This window comes from Rhizobium sp. AG855 (assembly GCF_003610655.1).
GTDB classification, from domain to species: Bacteria; Pseudomonadota; Alphaproteobacteria; order Rhizobiales; family Rhizobiaceae; genus Allorhizobium; species Allorhizobium wuzhouense.
Window position 1 is genome coordinate 2,485,986 of the sequence record NZ_RAQG01000003.1, and the last position, 17,097, is coordinate 2,503,082.

Here is a 17,097-nt window from a genome sequence, read left to right on the forward strand (position 1 = left end):
TGGCACGAGCTTCTCTCGCGTTGCGGAGATCCCCGATGAAGCTGCCTCTCCTTCTGTGCCTGAACCTTTCGCTTCTGCTGCCCGCCCTGTGTGCATCGCCGCTTGCCGCAGCCGAGGGGCCGATCACGGCGGCGGCCCGCCAGGTCGAAAGCCGGCTCGGCGCGCGGCTGGGTCTGATGGTGGTGGACACCGAAACCAATCGACAATGGCAGTATCGTTCGGGTGAACGCTTCGCCATGGCCAGCACGTTCAAGGCCCTGGCCTGCGCCGCGCTGCTGGATGCCGGCACCCAGCTGTTGTCGCGCGACATCAAGATCGAGGCGAAGGATCTCCTGGCCCATGCGCCCGTGACATCGAAGCGCGTGGGAACACGCATGACGGCCGGGGACCTGTGTGCCGCCACGCTCAGCACAAGCGACAACACGGCCGCCAATCTGGTGTTGTCGACACTCGGCGGCCCGAAGCGGGTCAACGCGTTCCTGCGCTCCATCGGCGATACCGTCACGCGGCTCGACCGGATGGAGCCTGCCTTGAACGAGGCCACACCCGGCGATCCGCGCGACACGACGACGCCCGAGGCCATGGCGCGCACCATCGGGGAATTGCTGATCGGCGACGGGCTGGCATCCTCGGCGCGCCGCCAGCTGACGCGGTGGATGGAAGCCAATGCGGTGGCGGATGACCTGTTGCGGGCCGGTGTGCCCAGGGATTGGCGGATTGCGGACCGAACCGGGGCCGGCGGCCATGGCACCCGTGGCATCGTCGCGGTGATGTGGCCACCCGGGAAGAAGCCGGTGGTGGCGGCGATCTATCTCACGGAGACCGAGGCGTCGCTCGCCACGCGCGATGCGGCCATCGCAGAGCTCGGACGCGTGCTGGCGGCCGAGGTGGTGCGATGAGGGCAAGACCGGGGCCGTCCGGCAGCGGGCTGCGTTTCCTGCTGGCATCGGCTGTTCTTGCGCTCGGCCCTGCAGGGGGCAAGGCGGAAGATGAGGCGGGTGAAACACAGTCCAGCCGCTCGGCCTGGCAGATCGAGAAATGCGACGTCTATCGGAAGGCGCTGAGCGACATCCTCGACCACGTCGGGCGCGACGGCGTTTCGCCATCCTTCCTGGACCGCAATGCCGAGTTCATTTCGAGCGGGTGCCTGGCCGATGTCGACGCCTGCCCGCAAACGGACAAGGACGTGGAGATTGCCAACGGGCTGACGATTGCCACGATGAATGCGGGTGCTGCCAGTTCGTTCAGCCCGTTCCGCTGCCGTTCCTGAAAGGCTGACGATCCCTGAGGATCGAAAGCCGGAGTGGCGCGTTGTGGAACAATGGACAAGACCCGCAATTTCCTCGCTCTTTTGCAGGGCAAGCTCTGGCTGCTGCCCTTGATCTTTACCGTCGGTTCGGCAGCACTCGCCGTGATCCTCATCCTGTTCGGCAATCGCCTGGCATCGGCAGGCTCCGGGCATCTCTGGTGGCTCTATAGCGGCGATGCCGAGACCGGCCGGCAGCTGCTCAGCAGCCTGCTCTCCGGCCTGATGACCATGACCTCGCTGGTCATTTCGGTCACCTTCGTCATCCTGACACTGGCCGCCAACCAGCTGGGGCCGCGGCTGATTTCACGCTTCATGGCCGACCGGCAGATCCAGACGGTGCTGGGCTTGTTCATCGGCACCATTCTCTACCTGATCATCGTGCTGCGCAGCGTCACCGACCAACTCGGGGCCAAGGGCGTGCCGCATCTCGCGATCACCGCCGGCAGCGTGCTGACCGTGCTCTGCCTCCTCGCGCTGCTGTTCTACATCCACAAGGTCGCGCGCTCGATCATTGCCGACAATATCGTCAACGCGCTCTACACCGACATGCTGGCAACGATGGACAGCGTCTTGCCACCGCCGGAGACGCCGAAACACGAACCGCTCGGCGCCCGCTTTGCCGGCCCCTTCCACACCCTCGCGATCGGCAAGGTCGGGCATGTGCAGGTGGTCGACTATCAGCGGCTCCTCGATCTGGCCGTCAGCGAGGATATCCGGATCGCCGTCGATGTGCGGGCCGGGCACTACCTGCTGGCCGCAGGCGATCATGTGCAGGTGTTTTCCGAGAAAGCCCCTGATGACGCCCTTCTCGACAGCATCCGCGCGGCCTTCACCATCGGGGCGGAGCGGACGCCGGCGCAGGATCTCGAATTCGGCATCCGGCAGTTGACCGAAATCGCCGTCCGGGCGCTGTCGCCTGGCATCAACGATCCGTTCACGGCGCTCGCCGTGATCGACCGCATCAGCGCTGCGGTGGAGTGTCAGATCGGCCGGGCGGTCCAGCCGGCGGAATATCGCGACGACCATGGGGCCCTGCGTCTGCTCGTCAGCCGGACGGATTTGAGGGGCCTGATGGATGCCGGCTTTCGCCCGATCCGCCAGGCGGGTGCCGACCACCCGGCCATCCTGACCCGGATGGCGATCCGGCTTGCCGATCTTGTGGGTCCGGCCGTGCTTGAGGCGGAGCGCGAGGCGCTCTCCGCGCAGATCGAAGCCTTGGGCCAGGCGGGAGAACAATGCGCCGGCATCCCGATGGACCGTGACGAAATCCGTTTTCAGGTGGAGGCGGCCCGGATGCGCCTGCAGGCCGGCGATCCAGGAAGCGAAACGGAGAGATCGTCCATCCATGGCGGCACGTCTGGAGGAACAGACTTTCCCGTCAGGGGTTGACCCCTCGCACCCTGCGGTCCCTGCACCTTCGGTGGATACCGCCTCGCGCAAACAGGAGAACACAGATGCATATTCCGCAGAACACCGTCATCGCGGTTGCCGATGGCACGAAGCTCAGCCTTTTCCAGAACGAGGGCACGCCCCTGGACATCAAGCTGACGGCCCTGCCGCAGGAAGAGATCGACGCCTCGAAGATCGCCTCGGGCGCGCGCCATCAGAGCAGCGCCGCCAATCCTGACGACAGCCAGCAGGACGAAGACGGGTTCAGCAATGGCGTGACCGAGATGCTGAACCGGCAGGTTCTGGACGGCAGGATCACCAGCCTGGTGATCATTGCGGCGCCCCGGACGCTTGGCGAAATGCGCAAGGGTTATCACAAGCAGCTTTCGGCCGTTTTGGTCGGCGAACTCGACAAGGACCTGACCGGCCATTCCGTTCAGGCGATCGAAAAGGCGCTTGAGGCGGCCTGATCCGGATCCGATTGCGGCAGTGCCTGTGCCTGCCTTGAAACGACAAACCCCGCCAGCGATGGCGGGGTTTGTTGGTTTTGGCCAAACTCTACAGCGGCGGCAATCGCCGCTTGACCGATGTGCCCTTAATCACGGCGGTGCTGGTCACCGCATGCTCGGACAAAGCTTCCAGCACATCGTCCATCTCCTCGATCGAACGGACGACGAGACGCGCCAGAAACGGATCATCGCCGGTGATCTTGTCGCATTCGATGAATTCCGGCCGTTCCTGGATCAGCCGCTCGACCAGATGCAGTTTGCCAGGCAGCGGCCGGATACGGACCATGGCCCGGATCTGATAGCCGATGGCCCGCGTGTCGAGATCGATGGTGAAACCCCTGATAACGCCGGCGGCTTCCAGCCGACGAACGCGCTCCGAAACGCTGGGGGCAGACATGCCGATCAGGCGCGCGAGTTCACTCATGGACAGACGGGCATCGGCATCGAGCGCCGCGAGAATGCGGGCGTCGGTGTCGTCCAGAGATGATTTTCCGTTTCGGACGTTTTTGGGGCTTTCTACCTTCGACATAGGGAGAAGATTACGCAAAATGCCTTTCAATTTCCATAGAATTCGGCAGAGCGCCCTTGCATGATGGCTCCAGAAGGAGACTTTCATGTTTTACGGGATCATGGCCGGCCTGATTACCTGCGCCTTATGGGGCCTGACTTTTGTGGCACCCCGCGCGGTCGCACCGTTCACCACCTGGGACCTGACCATGGCGCGCTACGGCGTGTTCGGATTGGCCTGTTTGTTGCTGATGATTGATCGACGATTCCGGCCTAGGGGGCTGGCGCCCGGGCGGATCCTCACCGGACTCTTGCTCGGCGGCGCAGGATATGTCGGTTACTTTGTCTGTGCCGCTTTCGCCGTGCAACTGGCCGGGGCCGCGATACCTCCCATCATCATTGGCACGATGCCGGTGTTTCTGGCGATCATTGCCAATCTGCGCGACCGCTCCATCGCCTGGTCCCGTCTTGCCTTGCCGCTCACGCTGATCGCGATCGGCGTCGCGCTGGTGAATGGGGCGACGATCAAGGACGCAGGCGTCAGCGAGACAATGCCGATCGTCGGCGGGTTGCTGCTCAGCACGGCGGCACTCGGCATCTGGATCACCTATGGCCTCGTCAATGCGGCGGTGATGCGATCCGCCGACGCGCCGAACGGACTGCAATGGACCGGACTGCAGGGCATCGGTTCTGCCATCGGCAGTCTTATGCTGCTGCCGCTCGGATCTTTCGACCTTATCCAGACGGCATCCAGCTCAGACATCCTGCGTTTTGCCGGATGGGCAATTCTGATGGGCCTAGCCGGATCATGGCTTGCGACCTGGTGCTGGACCGTCGCGTCGAACCGGTTGCCGCTGGCGCTTGCCGCGCAACTCGTCGTCGCCGAAACGATGTTCGGTCTCGGCTATGGATTCGGGTTCGAAGGTCGGTGGCCGACGGTGGCGGAAGGCTTTGGCGCGGCGCTGCAGATAACGGGCGTGTGCCTGGCCATCGCCGCATTCAGGGGGAGCCAGGCCCCTCCCCGATCGGCACTGCCGTCATGGGGAGGGTCGGCGTAACCCGTCCGACTACTGCCGGACGATGATGCGTGCCTTGGTCGGCACACGTTCGTAGAGGTCGATGATGTCATGGTTGAGCAGGCGCACACAGCCCGACGAGACGGCCTTGCCGATGGAGTTCCATTCGGGATTGCCGTGCAGGCGGTAAAGCGTGTCCTGGCCGTTCTGGAAGATGTAGAGCGCACGGGCGCCGAGCGGGTTCAACAGGCCCGGCGGCATGCCGCCGTTGCGCGACGAATACTTCTCGAGCTCCGGCTGGCGGCCGATCATTTCATCCGGCGGGGTCCATTTCGGCCATTTCTGACGCCACTGGATGACGCCGGCGCCGCCCCAGGAGAAGCCGTCGCGGCCGATGCCGACGCCGTAGCGCATGGCCGTGCCGCCGGCTTCGACGAGATAGAGGAAGCGGCCGGGGGTGTCGACAACGACGGTGCCGGGGGCCTCGCCGGTCGGGTCGATCACCTGCTGGCGATAGAAGCGCGGCGGGATCTTCCAATAGGGAACGGCCGGAATGACGAAGCCGCCGTCATAGATCTCGCCATACATGGCGTCGAGTTCGGGCGTGCGGCCGGCGGGAGCGGCCGGAACGACCGGGCCATCAAGGCTCAGGCCGGGGGGAAGCGGCCGCGAGGTGGTGCAGCTGGCGAGCAGGCTTGCGGCGCCAAGCCCAGTCAGGGACAGCAGGGATCGGCGCGTCAGAGGATGTGCGGGGGACATATGTTCTCAAATTTCCTGTGGCAAAGCGGCGGACAGAAGACGCCGGAGCCGGCGCTTTGTTCCGCGATGGTGCGATGCAAACAGGAAAGGAGCCGTTAACGCAACCGCTTGCGCCCTTCACGTTTTGGAGAGAGGGCAAGGTCGCAAATGAGTGTCGCTAAATGACAACAATCGGCGTGCGTTCCGGCACGCGGTCGAAGAGATCGATGACATCCTGGTTGAACATGCGCACGCAGCCGGACGACGTGGCCTTGCCGACGGACTGCCAGTCCGGCGTGCCGTGGACGCGGTAGAGCGTGTCCTTGCCGTCCTGGTAAATGTAGAGCGCGCGGGCGCCGAGCGGATTGTTGAGGCCGGCGACCAGACCGCCGCGTGCTGCGGACACGGTTTTCAGGCCGGGCTGGCGCTCAACCATTTCGTCCGATGGAGTCCAGTGCGGCCACTTGGCCTTGCGCTGGATGACACCCCTGCCCGACCAGGCAAAGCCATCCCTGCCGAGACCGACACCATAGCGGATCGCCTTGCCGCCGGGTTTGACCAGATAGAGGTAATGCGCCTTGGTATCCACCACGATGGTGCCGGGCGCTTCCGCCGTCTCGTAGGAGACCTCGTTGCGCAGCAAACCTGAATCGACGCGATCCAGCGGGATGGCCGGCAGGGTATGACCGTCGTCCGACAAGACCCCATACATGACCTTGTGCAGCGGATTGGAAACGGGCAGGCCATAGGTCTGATGGAACTGGGTCTGGTAGAGATTGCGCCTCTGCGGCGCCGTCTGGTCGGCCGCCGGCGGCGTGCGGGCGGGATCGTACCAGACGGGCGAAACCTCGTCCTGAAAGACGTCGATGTTCATGCGGCTGGTGTCCTGCACCAGGATGCAGCCTGAGAGCGAGGCCGTCAGGGCCGTGCCGAGCCCGAGCGCCAAGGCACGCCCGACAAGAGAAGACTGCGGCCTTGCGGCGAAAGAGCGAGAAAGCTTGGACATGCGGCACCGATTCAGACTGACGTCGTTGGCGGCAACCTGTCAGCTGCGGCTGGCGCGAAGCTTATGCCGGGATGGGGCATGGCGTGCAAAGCCATGTGCGGGGCCATTTCCTCGCCACGTTGCCTTCGGTCGTCGCTCGCTCTGCCTTGCGTGCAGATCTGGCGCAGACCAACCGCAGAGTGAACAAAAAAAGTCGAATAACCTCAGAAAGCCCTCCCTAACATTTAAGGCTGATTAAATCTTAGCCTTAATAATTCTCCCATGCTGACAACCACTGGGGGTATTTTCCATGCTGAACAACATGAAAATCGGGCAGAAGATCTATCTCGGCTTCGGCCTCGTGCTGCTCGTGCTGTGCGGGGTTGCTGGTAGCGGTATCTTTGCCAATATCACCAACAAGGCGATGTTCGGCGAATACCGTGCCGCCGCCAAGCAGACCAATGCTGCGAGCAGCATCCAGACCGACATGCTCGATGCACGGCTTGCCTTCCGCAAGTATCGCGCGGAGCCGACGGAAGAGCTCCACCAGGAAGCGCTGGAGCGACTGAAGGCCACCAAGGCTTCCATCGATTCCCTGATAGCGCTCTCAACCAGCGACGCGGAAAAGGCCAAGATCAGCAGCTTCCACGGGATGGTCGACACCTATGCAAAGGCCTTCGAAGACGTCGTTGCCCTGCAGAACCAGCGCGACGAGATCGTCAGCGGTACCTTCGAGAAACTGGGACCGGAGATGGCCACCGAACTGGGCACCATCGCCAAGACACTGGAAAACAGTGGCGACCTGCAGAGTGCGGCCGTGATCGAAGATGCCAAATATGCTGTCGCGACGATGCGACTGAGCACCAACAAGTTCCTGCTGAGCAACAACAAGGCTGCGCATGACACCGCGCTGGAATCCGCGACGGCTGCCTATGGCGGCCTCGATCAGGCTCTGTCGAAGGTGAAATCGGACAAGGACAAGGCTGGCATCGAGGAAGTGATCGACGATTTCAGCACCTACAATACCGCGCTGCAGAAGATCGATGACATCATCAACAGCCGCAACGAGATCATCAACAACACGATGAACACCACCGGCAACAACCTGTCGGATGGCGTCGAACAGCTGAAGGTCGAGCTGAAGAAGGCACAGGATACGCTGGGTCCGGAAATTCAGGCGACCATGGAAACCGGGGTCATCACCGGCATGACGCTTGGCGGTCTCGGCGTGGTTCTCGCCAGCATCATCGCTTTCGTCATCGCCCGCGGCATTACCCGGCCGATCGGCGCAATCACCCATGCCATGGGCGCGCTGGCCGACAACAGGCTGGAGACCGAGATCCCCGGCCTCGATCATCGAAGCGAAATCGGCCTGATGGCGAAAGCCGTCGACGTGTTCAAGCAGAATGCGCTCAAGATCCGCCAGCTGGCGGCGCAGGAAGCGGCCCTGCAGGAGAAGAATGCCGACCTGCAGTCGAACATCGCCACCGTGGTCAATGCGGCTGTTGCCGGCGACTTCTCGCACCGGATCACCAAACGTTATGACAATCCGGATCTCGACGCCTTCGCGGCCAATGTGAATAAGCTGGTGGAATCGGTCGACACCGGCATTGCCGAGACCGGCCGGGTGATCAACGCCCTGTCGCAGGGTGATCTCACCGAAAGCATGGAAGGCCAGTATCAGGGCGTGTTTGCCGAGCTGCAGAGCAATGTGAACGAGACCATGACGACGCTGCGCCGCCTGATGGACGAGGTGCGGCAGTCGTCGGATGCGATCAATGGCGGGGCGGACGAGATCCGCGACGCCTCGAACGACCTGTCGAAGCGCACCGAAACCCAGGCCGCTTCGCTGGAAGAGACCTCCTCGGCGCTCGAAGAGATCACGGTTGCGGTGAAGACCTCGACCGAACGGGCACAGGAATCGAGCCGCATGGTGGCCGATGCCCGGCAGTTCGCCGAGCGTTCCTCAGGCGTGGTGGAAGATGCAACCGCCGCCATGGCCCGCATCGAGCAGGCCTCGAACGAGATCACGCAGATCATCAACGTGATCGACGAGATCGCCTTCCAGACCAACCTCCTGGCGCTCAATGCCGGCGTCGAAGCGGCACGCGCCGGGGAAGCCGGCAAGGGCTTTGCGGTTGTCGCGCAGGAAGTGCGCGAACTCGCCCAGCGCTCTGCAACGGCGGCCAAGGACATCAAGGCACTGATCAACAAGTCGGGCGAAGAAGTGCAGACCGGCGTTCGGCTGGTAACCACCACCGGCGACGCACTGCGCGAGATCCAGACACGGGTCATCGGCATTGCCGGCCAGGTCACCTCGATTGCGACGGCTGCCCAGGAGCAGTCGACCGGCCTGCACGAGATCAGCACGGCGGTGAACCAGATGGACCAGATGACGCAACAGAACGCGGCCATGGTGGAAGAAGCGGCCGCCAGCACCAACCGCCTGGCCGACGAGACGGCGCATCTGAAACAGCTGATTTCGCGCTTCAAGGTGCACAAGGCCGGCATGGCGACGCGCCGCGCGGCGTGAGCGTTTCGCCAACAGCACAAAATCAGCCCCCGGTCGCCCTGCGGCCGGGGGTTTTCTCATTTTGCATCAGGGGAGTACACGCTGATCAGTCTCGTCATCGGCACCCCCCTAGGTACACCTAAAAAGTCTCAGGCCGAGACGAGGTCCAGAATCTCGTCGATTTGTGTTTGCTGTATGGCTTCCAGAGGAGCCGACGACGCCTCGGATGACTTGCTCAGGACGTCGAGCAACTGGTCAACGAAGCTGTTGGAGCCCGGTGAAATGTTATAAGCCGACATTATGGCTCCGACGTTCTCTGAGGTCAGATCCCCTTCAAAATAACCTTCGTTTCGGAAAATCATGACGTCAGATATGAAATCGAATGCCTGTTTAACTGACGATTGATCGGCTTCTGCCGGCGGAAAACCATCATCATCAAGCACCACAGAGGCGTCTCCCAGTCTGAAAAGGTTGTAGCCGGTTAACTGCTTGAACAACTGGGCATCAGAATCAGACGGGAACATCATGCCTTCGGTCCCGATGAGACTGAAGCTTTCGCCATTGAGTTCGGTGATGATTGCGCGCGCTGCGAAGCTCTTTTCTGACCAGCTGTATGACTCCGTACTGAAACTGTAACTGCCGTCCTCGTTTTCAGTAATGCGATCGTCAATCGTGGGATCCTTACGCAGATTTTCGAGCATCTGCTCCAGATTTGCTGTGCCTTGCGACTCGGTATCGGCGCTCTGGTTGTCGCTCTTGGCAAGCTTCGTCGTGGCCGCATAGGACGATGAGAGATAATTGGATTGCACTTGCATGCTGGGAGCGCCTCAAATGGATGAAACAAGGTGAACGTCATTGAGGATACAGCATAGGGTTGCATGCTTGCGCGGAGCGTTTGGTGGCTACTAACGATGCGATGCTATCTCACGGTCCCCACATCCGATTGCCAAAGCCAGAGCCCCCACTCTCCCGGGCGGAGGCCCTCTATTCTTGCCGGCATTCACAAGAAGTCTCTCAGGCCTTTTTCTCAACCGCCGTCGGCAGGCGGACGTTCGGCAAGAGCAAAGCTGCGATAAGCCCGATGATCATCATGCCCGACGCCGTGAGGAAGAGTGGCACGAAGGCATCCGAATAGGCATTGGCGACGAGGGCGCGTGTGGCATCCGGCAGGGTCGAGAGGATTTCCGGCGTCAGGTTGCGGAAGTCCTGACCACCCGGCAGCGGGATCGCGACATGCGAGAGGCTTGTGCCGATGATCGCGCCGTAGATCGAGATGGCAATGGCGGCGCCGCCCATGCGGGTGAGCGTGACGGTGCCGGTGGCGGCCCCGACATCGGCGCGGGAGGCGGCGTTCTGGACGCCGATGACGGGCACCTGCTGGCCGATGCCAACGCCAAAGCCCTGGAGCAGCATGACCAGCGCAATCAGCACGACGGGCGTTCCGGCATGGACGAACGAGAAGATGCCGAAGCCGATGACGCCCAGCGCCGTCGAGGCAATGCTGAAGGGCTTGTAGCGGCCGGACCTGGCGATCAGGCGACCCGAGGTCAGCGAGCCCACGGCGATGCCGCCGGTTGTGGCGATGAAGAGCAGGCCGGCCATGGAGGGCGAGAGGCCGGTCGTCGTCTGCAGGAAGAGCGCGACGTAATTGACCGAGCCGATGCCGATGGCGCCCGAGACGATGGAGATGATCAAGAGCAGGTTGATGGTCGGCTTGGAGAAGAGCGAGAGCGGCACGACAGGTTCGGGCGCGCGGCGCTCGACCAGCACCCAGCCGATGGCGCAGAGCATGCCGAAGGCGACGATGGCGAGGCTTTGCGGCGCAAGCAGCCCGCCGAACAGCTGGGCGCTGTCGGCCCAGAAGACGATGGAGGCCACGGCACCGGCGAGCAGGAGGGCGCCGGCATAATCGATCTTCGGTTTGCGATGCGGCTTGCGATAGGGCAGCAGGAAGGCAAGGCCGGTCAAAACGGCAATGCCGATCGGCAGGTTGACCAGGAAGATCGAGCGCCAGCCGAAGAGATCGGATAGCGTGCCGCCAAGCACGGGACCGAGCGCGCCGGATGCCATCAGCACGAGGCTGGAATAGCTCTGGTAGCGGGCGCGTTCACGCGGTTCGAAGAGATCGGCATTGATCGAGAAGATCGACACCATGATGCCGCCGCCGCCCAGCGCCTGCAGCACGCGGGCGGCAATCAGCGTGTTCATCGAGACGGCGAGGCCACAGACCAGCGACCCCAAGGTGAAGATCGAGATGGCGGCCATGATGACGTATTTGCGGCCGAAGAGATCACCCAGCTTGCCATAAAGCGGCATGACGGCGGAGGTGGTGAGCAGATAGGCGGAGCCAACCCAGCCGAATCGTTCGAGGTCACCGAATTCGCCGACGATGGTGGGCAGCGCCGTCGAGACGATCTGGTTGTCGAGCGTGGCCATGAACATGGCCGACATCAGGAGCAGATAGACGAAGAGGCGCAGGCGCGGGTCGGTGACCAGAGGTCCCTCGCCGGCTGTCGGCGGTGCGGCAGATACCGTGCCCGGATGCGGTTCCAGGCGGGTGGCCGGGTGAGAACCCGGCTGGATGACTGTGGGATCGGTGCGGCTGTCCATGGATCGGGGGCTCCTGTAGGGCGCCAAAATGTGCCGCAAGCATTTATATGTCAATAGCATATATTTGCGGAGCGCATGCATTTTGCTTTGTGCGAGAGCGTGAAGCTGCTAAAGTGCCGGCATGCAGAACACAGCCTCCTCTTCGCCCTATCGCCACGCCACCAGCCCGTCCCCGCAGCCGGAGCCATCGAACACGGCCCTTGGCCTTGTCGGCCAGGCGATGACACGCATGCGCCTGCTGATTGGACGGCGTTTCATCGGTCGCATGGCATTGAAGCGGATGGGTACGGGACTGGAGCTTTCCGATATCGACGCGATCGGCGTGATCAAGCGAATCGGCAGCCATGAAGAGGCCACCGTCGGTGCGATTGCCGAACAGATGCGGATCGACCCGTCACGCGGCAGCCGCATCGTCGCGGATCTCGTGCGCCAGGGGTTGCTGGAACGGGCGGCATCGCAGGAGGACGGCCGGCGCAGTCTGGTCCGGATCACCGAGGCCGGCCGCGGCGTGCTCAACGCGATCGAGGCGATCAAGCGCGAGACGATCATCGAGGCGACGAGCGGATGGACTGAGGAGGAGATCGAGACATTCGCACGGCTCTATCTGCGATTCACGCAAGGGCTCGAGGCGCAGCTCGACACGTTCGAGCAGGATGAGACGTAAGTACCGGGGTTCGTGCGGGGTCGTGTCACGTGCCCCGCAAAAACGACCCGACCGGCATCTCCTCCCCCGAGAAAATGCCGGCCGGTCGTCACGAGGCTGGTTTCCACCGCCAATCCCGTTCCGCCAGGACAGGACCAGTCTTTCACCCCGTGCCGAAGAGAGAACCTTTCAGACCGGTTTCGGCCCCTGCAAGGCGTTGTAGATGCGGCGGGCAAGCAGTGCCGCAATCGGGATCGCCACCACCAGACCTGCCGCGAAGGCCGCTGCGATCTGCCAACCCTGACGCATGTCGAGCGTCAGCACCGCGATCACCGCCGCGCCACCGACTGCACTGGCGACCAGAATGTAAAGAACCGCAGCAAGACGTAGCATGATCCGACCTCCGAACTGTGTCGGGGCGCTCCGGCGCTGACATCGTCATCCGGGGCCCTTCGAGGATCAGAATAGCCGTCTGTCCGTCGATTTCCTTGATCTGGCGCAAGTCGGGAGGGTGTGAGGGTTAGACGATAGGCGAAGACGCGGGCGACAAAACACATTCACCGCCGTTAACACTGTTTTAAGCCTGTCCTTGCCCCACCCGCTCCTCTTCTCCAGTGTCTCCTGCGCATGGGGCGGCTCCTTCCGCCGCCATGAAGAGGTGAACGATGCCGACACGGCGTGACATTCTGACGGGCCTCGGTGCTCTTCTCCTGTCGGGAACGACAGGGGGCCTGCACCGCGCCTCAGCGCAGACGCTCGCCATGGCCGAGCTTCGCGGCGGATTCGACGCGGCGGAGGCCGGAATCCTGCCGGGCGCCGAGGACGACCAGAGCCGCAAGCTGCAGGCGCTGCTGGATGCGGCCGCGAAGGCCGGGCAGCCGGTATTTCTACCGGCCGGGACCTATGAGGTCGCCAATCTCGAACTGCCTGACGGCACGCGGCTGACCGGCGTGCCGGGGCTGACGCGGCTGTCCTATCGCGGCGACGGGCATCTGATTGCGGCCCAGGACGTCAAGCATGTCAGCCTCTCCGGCATCACCTTCGACGGCGCCAATCGCTGGCTTGCAGACTATACTGAGGGGCTGCTGTCGTTCCGCAATGTCGGCTCCGTCGTGCTCGAGGATTGCGAGGTGGCCGGCAGCCGGAAATACGGCCTGCATCTGGCGCAATGCGGCGGCCGGATCGAGGGATGCCGGGTGAGCGGGGCTGCCCTTTCCGCGATCTGGGCGATCGAAGGCCAGGCGTTTGCGATCCGCGACAACACGATTTTCGACTGCGGCAATGGCGGCATCCTCGTGCATCGCTGGACCCCGGGCGAGGACGGCACGGTCATTTCCGGGAACCGGGTGGCGCGGATCGGCGCTGCCGAAGGCGGCACCGGGCAGAACGGCAATGGCATCAACCTGTTTCGCGCCGACAATGTGATCGTTTCCGGCAACCATGTCTCAGACTGCGCCTTTTCGGCGATCCGAGCGAATTCGGCCTCCAATGTCTCGATCACCGGCAACCAGTGTTTCCGCTCGGGCGAGACCGCCATTTACGCCGAGTTTGCCTTCGAAGGGGCTCTCATCGGCGACAATGTGATCGACGGGGCGGCGAACGGGATCTGTGTGGTGAATTTCGACCAGGGCGGGCGGCTGTCGACCGTGTCGGGCAATGTCATCCGCCATCTCGTCGACAAAGGCCCCTACCCCCAGGAGGTCGGCGGTTTCGGCTTCGGCATTTCCGTCGAGGCCGATACCGTGGTGTCCGGCAATGTCATCGAGGACGCCGCGACCGCCGGCATGATGCTCGGCTGGGGGCCTTATCTCCGCAATCTCGTCGTTTCCGGCAACATCGTTCGCAAGGCGCGTGTCGGCATGCGGGTGAGCGTGGTGGAGGGGGCCGGTCAGACGGTGATCTCGGGCAATGTGCTGCAGGAGGTCAAAGAGGGCGCGATCCTCGGCTATCGCTGGGCGGAGCGCAGCACGGACGAGCTGATCAACGATGGCGGCGGATTTTCCCATCTGGCAATTTCCGGCAACCGGTCGGCGTGATCCGCTCGTCAGATCCATACACCAGGGGAAACGCTGGCGGCCATGCGCCGCCTTGCGCCGCGGCGGTCCCGGTTGGTGACCTGAAATGGCACGAATTTGCGGAAATTCGTTAAGGCTGCGCGAACCAATATTAGAATTGTGACATTTTCGTAAGTGACGATTAAACACTCTGGGCGTTAATGGCGGCAGTGAAACCCATGCGGTCGCCATGCTGTTGCAATTGCAGAACACGATACTCGAGAAGATCGCAACCGGGCAGTCGCTTGCGGAGACCATCGACTATCTGTGCCGGGAAGTGGAAGCCCAGGCGCATGACGTCGTGTCATCCGTTCTCCTGTTGGATAGCGACTTCCGTTTGCGCCATCTGGCCGGGCCTTCCCTGCCTCTGGAGTATACCGAAGCGATCGACGGCATCCAGATCGGCCCCGGTGTCGGTTCCTGCGGAACCGCCGCCTTTACCGGGCGACCGGTCATGGTCGACGATATCGAATCCCATCCCTACTGGGAGCCCTACAAGGGACTTGCCTTGCCGCTCGGCCTCAAAGCCTGCTGGTCGACGCCGATCATCGCGGGGGACAAGGTGCTTGGTACCTTTGCCTTCTACTACCGCACGGCACGCGGGCCATCCGATCGAGAGCAGGATATCGTGCGCGCCTGCGTGCATCTGTCGGCCATCGCCATCGAGCGGGACCAGCGCATTGCCGAGCGGCGACGCCTGGCCGAGACCGATGCGCTGACGGGCCTGCCCAACCGCAGCCGCTTCAACGAGGTTCTGGCGCGGGTCGCGCAACGGCCCCAGGTGTGGAGCCTGCTGCTAATCGACCTCGACAATCTCAAGATGGTCAACGACACCTTCGGCCACGCCGCCGGCGACGATCTGATCCGGGTCGCGGGGCACAGGATCGGCGACAGCGCGCCCGACGGCATGGCCTTTCGCCTCGGCGGCGATGAATTCGCGGTCATCATCCCCTGCATCGATACGCTCAGACCCGCCGATCTTGCGACGACGCTCATTGAGCGCATCAAGGAGCCTGCGGATTGCGACGGTCACCTGATCTATCCGGCCGCCACACTGGGCGGCGCCGTCGTGATGGCCGGCGAAGGCCATGATCAGGTGCGACAGAATGCCGACTACGCACTCTACCATGCCAAGGAACGGGCGCGCGGCCAGTATGTGCAATATCATTCCGGCCTGGGAACGGCGATCGTCGAGCGCTTCCGCTCCGTGCAGGAGGTGGGGCTGGCATTGCGCGAGGACCGGATCGACGCCCACTACCAGCCGGTGGTGGAACTCGCCACGGGCCGCATCATCGGCTTTGAATCGCTCTGCCGCATGACGACGCGGGACGGCGAGATCATTCCCGCCGCACAGTTTCACGAGGCGATGAAGGATGCCCATGTCGGGCTCGACATCACCGACCGCATGCTGGAACGCATTGCCGCCGATTGCGGCCGCTGGCGTTCCATGGGGCTTTCCTTCTCGCGGGTCGGCTTCAATCTGACGGCCGCCGACTTCCATCGGGGCGGACTGACCCGGCGGATCATCGACGCCTTCCACCGGCACGGCCTGCCTGCGGGCACCATCGTGGCGGAGGTGACGGAATCCGTCTACCTCACCCAGAAGGGCACCGTCGTTTCCGACGAGATCCAGGCCATGCGGGATGTCGGCATCAAGGTTGCCCTCGACGATTTCGGCACCGGATTTGCCTCGCTGACCCATCTTTTGACCATGCCGGTCGATATCATCAAGATCGACAAATATTTCGTGCGGCGGCTTTCGGAAGCCGATGCCGGGGCCGTCATTACGCGCGGCCTGCTGGAGATCGCCCGCGGGCTGGGGATCTGGGTGGTGGCCGAGGGGATTGAAGAACTCAGCCAGGCGGAGCAGCTGCTGGCGCTCGATTGCAAGGCGGGCCAGGGCTATTACTTCGCCCGGCCAATGGACCGGACGGCCGTGGAGGCCCTGCTCAGCATCGGCAATACCATTCCGTCCTGGAGCAGCCTGCTGCTCGACGGCGACCAGAAGCTGCCGCGCAGCGCCGCCGGCTGATCCCATCCGTGCCGACAGGACGCGGGGCCGGCGCGTCATGTCGCGCCGGACCGCTCTTTCCATTCATCACGCGCCGTCGATGCGCCCCGAGGTCACCAGGCGGATCAGAGCACGTGCTTCAGGCGGCGGACGCTTCTCCACGCGGCGATAAAGCCGGCAATCGGGCGTGCGCGTCAAAAGGCCCATATTGACCAGCTCCCGCCGGAGCAGCACGTGATCACCGAATCCGTTGTGGCGCATGAGCACGGCGTTCACGTCCTTCTCGACGACTTCGCTCCCCGCCGGCAGAAAGGACCAGATGACCCAGAGCGCCAGTTGCTGCTGATTGCGCTTGCCCGGCCAGCGGACAAGCACCTCCGTTCCGGCGAAACAGCGGGCGGTCTGCTCGACACGGCGGAAATCGACGGCCGGTTCGGCTTCGATCGCGTTCGGCTTTGCCAGCCGATCTTCCGCCGCCCGGCTCGCCTTGAAATGCTGGTAGTTGCGAAAGCCGACAGCACGGGTCAGCATGTTCAAGAGCTCGACATGACCCGGCAGTTCGGCCCGGGCATCCAGTTCGCGCTTCAGGGTTTTGGCCAGCGCCGACAGATCGGGCGCAGAAAAAGCATGGGTCGTCCTCGACATCTCATTTCTCCTGGGCGTGCCCGGCTGCTCAGCAAGCAACCAACAAGGCCGGTGGTCACCGACTTCCGACGGGGCACGGGAAAACGAGCTTTCGTCGACAAGAGAAACGGCAGGTTTAGCTCCCCTTTTCGGGGCGGTGACGCCTGGGTGAACTGCGGACCCATGTCGA

16 protein-coding genes are annotated in these 17,097 nt (G+C 63.2%); 9 read left to right on the forward strand and 7 right to left on the reverse strand.

Features of this window, described 5'->3' with window-relative positions; all coding sequences use genetic code 11:
• Window positions 1-35 precede the first annotated feature (35 nt).
• The 4 genes from bla to DFO46_RS12355 all read left to right on the forward strand — a co-directional run bounded on the left by bla (window position 36) and on the right by DFO46_RS12355 (window position 3,168).
• Window positions 36-899, forward strand: a complete 864-nt coding sequence (bla, locus tag DFO46_RS12340; protein WP_120277492.1) for a class A beta-lactamase — start codon at window positions 36-38, stop codon at window positions 897-899.
• On the forward strand, window positions 896-1,270 hold the full coding sequence (locus DFO46_RS12345; RefSeq protein ID WP_120277493.1) for a hypothetical protein: 375 nt from the start codon (window positions 896-898) through the stop codon (window positions 1,268-1,270). The genes bla and DFO46_RS12345 overlap by 4 nt, the downstream gene beginning before the upstream one ends.
• Window positions 1,271-1,321: 51 nt before the next feature.
• The gene (locus tag DFO46_RS12350; RefSeq protein WP_120277494.1) at window positions 1,322-2,698 is read left to right on the forward strand and encodes a DUF2254 domain-containing protein; all 1,377 of its coding nucleotides are present in this window, start codon (window positions 1,322-1,324) and stop codon (window positions 2,696-2,698) included.
• 65 nt (window positions 2,699-2,763) lie between these two features.
• Window positions 2,764-3,168, forward strand: coding sequence for a host attachment protein (locus tag DFO46_RS12355; RefSeq protein WP_120277495.1), 405 nt, complete (start codon window positions 2,764-2,766; stop codon window positions 3,166-3,168).
• An 88-nt stretch (window positions 3,169-3,256) separates the two neighbouring features.
• On the opposite strand, the gene DFO46_RS12360 is transcribed toward DFO46_RS12355, so the two are convergent.
• Window positions 3,257-3,736: an Lrp/AsnC family transcriptional regulator gene (locus tag DFO46_RS12360; protein ID WP_120277496.1), complete on the reverse strand. Its 480-nt coding sequence runs from the start codon at window positions 3,734-3,736 to the stop codon at window positions 3,257-3,259.
• A gap of 85 nt (window positions 3,737-3,821) precedes the next feature.
• On the opposite strand from DFO46_RS12360, the gene DFO46_RS12365 reads away from it, so the two are divergent.
• Window positions 3,822-4,772 (forward strand): DMT family transporter, encoded by a 951-nt coding sequence (locus DFO46_RS12365; protein ID WP_120277497.1) that lies wholly within the window; start codon window positions 3,822-3,824, stop codon window positions 4,770-4,772.
• Window positions 4,773-4,781: 9 nt separating this feature from the next.
• Here DFO46_RS12365 and DFO46_RS12370 read toward each other — a convergent pair whose 3' ends face one another.
• Window positions 4,782-5,489 (reverse strand): L,D-transpeptidase, encoded by a 708-nt coding sequence (locus DFO46_RS12370; RefSeq protein WP_110789476.1) that lies wholly within the window; start codon window positions 5,487-5,489, stop codon window positions 4,782-4,784.
• 157 nt (window positions 5,490-5,646) lie between these two features.
• Window positions 5,647-6,474: a L,D-transpeptidase gene (locus DFO46_RS12375; RefSeq protein WP_120277498.1), complete on the reverse strand. Its 828-nt coding sequence runs from the start codon at window positions 6,472-6,474 to the stop codon at window positions 5,647-5,649.
• A 289-nt stretch (window positions 6,475-6,763) separates the two neighbouring features.
• Here DFO46_RS12375 and DFO46_RS12380 point away from each other — a divergent pair, with 289 nt between their 5' ends.
• Entirely contained in the window at window positions 6,764-8,986 is a 2,223-nt protein-coding gene (locus DFO46_RS12380; protein WP_120277499.1) for a methyl-accepting chemotaxis protein, read from the forward strand.
• 128 nt (window positions 8,987-9,114) lie between these two features.
• Here DFO46_RS12380 and DFO46_RS12385 read toward each other — a convergent pair whose 3' ends face one another.
• Together DFO46_RS12385 and DFO46_RS12390 are read right to left on the reverse strand one after the other, a co-directional pair.
• Window positions 9,115-9,780 carry a hypothetical protein gene (locus DFO46_RS12385; RefSeq protein WP_120277500.1) on the reverse strand — a complete coding sequence of 222 codons (666 nt, stop codon included), beginning with the start codon at window positions 9,778-9,780 and terminating at the stop codon, window positions 9,115-9,117.
• 199 nt (window positions 9,781-9,979) lie between these two features.
• Window positions 9,980-11,575 carry an MDR family MFS transporter gene (locus DFO46_RS12390; protein WP_120277501.1) on the reverse strand — a complete coding sequence of 532 codons (1,596 nt, stop codon included), beginning with the start codon at window positions 11,573-11,575 and terminating at the stop codon, window positions 9,980-9,982.
• Window positions 11,576-11,696: 121 nt separating this feature from the next.
• Here DFO46_RS12390 and DFO46_RS12395 point away from each other — a divergent pair, with 121 nt between their 5' ends.
• Complete coding sequence (locus DFO46_RS12395) at window positions 11,697-12,239, forward strand: MarR family transcriptional regulator (protein ID WP_120277502.1); 543 nt, start codon at window positions 11,697-11,699, stop codon at window positions 12,237-12,239.
• Between the two features lie 168 nt (window positions 12,240-12,407).
• Here the strand turns inward: DFO46_RS12395 and DFO46_RS12400 are convergent, their stop codons facing one another.
• Window positions 12,408-12,611, reverse strand: coding sequence for a hypothetical protein (locus DFO46_RS12400; protein ID WP_110789481.1), 204 nt, complete (start codon window positions 12,609-12,611; stop codon window positions 12,408-12,410).
• A 272-nt stretch (window positions 12,612-12,883) separates the two neighbouring features.
• Here DFO46_RS12400 and DFO46_RS12405 point away from each other — a divergent pair, with 272 nt between their 5' ends.
• Entirely contained in the window at window positions 12,884-14,254 is a 1,371-nt protein-coding gene (locus DFO46_RS12405; RefSeq protein ID WP_120277503.1) for a TIGR03808 family TAT-translocated repetitive protein, read from the forward strand.
• Window positions 14,255-14,462: 208 nt separating this feature from the next.
• A complete protein-coding gene (locus tag DFO46_RS12410; protein WP_110789483.1) occupies window positions 14,463-16,304 on the forward strand; it encodes an EAL domain-containing protein in 1,842 nt (613 codons plus the stop codon).
• A gap of 66 nt (window positions 16,305-16,370) precedes the next feature.
• On the opposite strand, the gene DFO46_RS12415 is transcribed toward DFO46_RS12410, so the two are convergent.
• On the reverse strand, window positions 16,371-16,928 hold the full coding sequence (locus DFO46_RS12415; protein ID WP_120277504.1) for a DUF2087 domain-containing protein: 558 nt from the start codon (window positions 16,926-16,928) through the stop codon (window positions 16,371-16,373).
• Window positions 16,929-17,097: the final 169 nt, after the last annotated feature.

Excerpts from the sequence above, each read along its gene's own strand:
- DFO46_RS12380 (WP_120277499.1), top strand. The coding sequence starts at position 6,764 with ATGCTGAACAACATGAAAATCGGGCAGAAGATCTATCTCGGCTTCGGC.
- DFO46_RS12355 (WP_120277495.1), top strand. The coding sequence starts at position 2,764 with ATGCATATTCCGCAGAACACCGTCATCGCGGTTGCCGATGGCACGAAG.
- bla (WP_120277492.1), top strand. The coding sequence starts at position 36 with ATGAAGCTGCCTCTCCTTCTGTGCCTGAACCTTTCGCTTCTGCTGCCC.
- DFO46_RS12395 (WP_120277502.1), top strand. The coding sequence starts at position 11,697 with ATGCAGAACACAGCCTCCTCTTCGCCCTATCGCCACGCCACCAGCCCG.
- DFO46_RS12360 (WP_120277496.1), bottom strand. The coding sequence starts at position 3,736 with ATGTCGAAGGTAGAAAGCCCCAAAAACGTCCGAAACGGAAAATCATCT.
- DFO46_RS12350 (WP_120277494.1), top strand. The coding sequence starts at position 1,322 with ATGGACAAGACCCGCAATTTCCTCGCTCTTTTGCAGGGCAAGCTCTGG.
- DFO46_RS12385 (WP_120277500.1), bottom strand. The coding sequence starts at position 9,780 with ATGCAAGTGCAATCCAATTATCTCTCATCGTCCTATGCGGCCACGACG.
- DFO46_RS12370 (WP_110789476.1), bottom strand. The coding sequence starts at position 5,489 with ATGTCCCCCGCACATCCTCTGACGCGCCGATCCCTGCTGTCCCTGACT.
- DFO46_RS12365 (WP_120277497.1), top strand. The coding sequence starts at position 3,822 with ATGTTTTACGGGATCATGGCCGGCCTGATTACCTGCGCCTTATGGGGC.
- DFO46_RS12400 (WP_110789481.1), bottom strand. The coding sequence starts at position 12,611 with ATGCTACGTCTTGCTGCGGTTCTTTACATTCTGGTCGCCAGTGCAGTC.
- DFO46_RS12390 (WP_120277501.1), bottom strand. The coding sequence starts at position 11,575 with ATGGACAGCCGCACCGATCCCACAGTCATCCAGCCGGGTTCTCACCCG.
- DFO46_RS12410 (WP_110789483.1), top strand. The coding sequence starts at position 14,463 with ATGCTGTTGCAATTGCAGAACACGATACTCGAGAAGATCGCAACCGGG.
- DFO46_RS12375 (WP_120277498.1), bottom strand. The coding sequence starts at position 6,474 with ATGTCCAAGCTTTCTCGCTCTTTCGCCGCAAGGCCGCAGTCTTCTCTT.
- DFO46_RS12345 (WP_120277493.1), top strand. The coding sequence starts at position 896 with ATGAGGGCAAGACCGGGGCCGTCCGGCAGCGGGCTGCGTTTCCTGCTG.
- DFO46_RS12415 (WP_120277504.1), bottom strand. The coding sequence starts at position 16,928 with ATGTCGAGGACGACCCATGCTTTTTCTGCGCCCGATCTGTCGGCGCTG.
- DFO46_RS12405 (WP_120277503.1), top strand. The coding sequence starts at position 12,884 with ATGCCGACACGGCGTGACATTCTGACGGGCCTCGGTGCTCTTCTCCTG.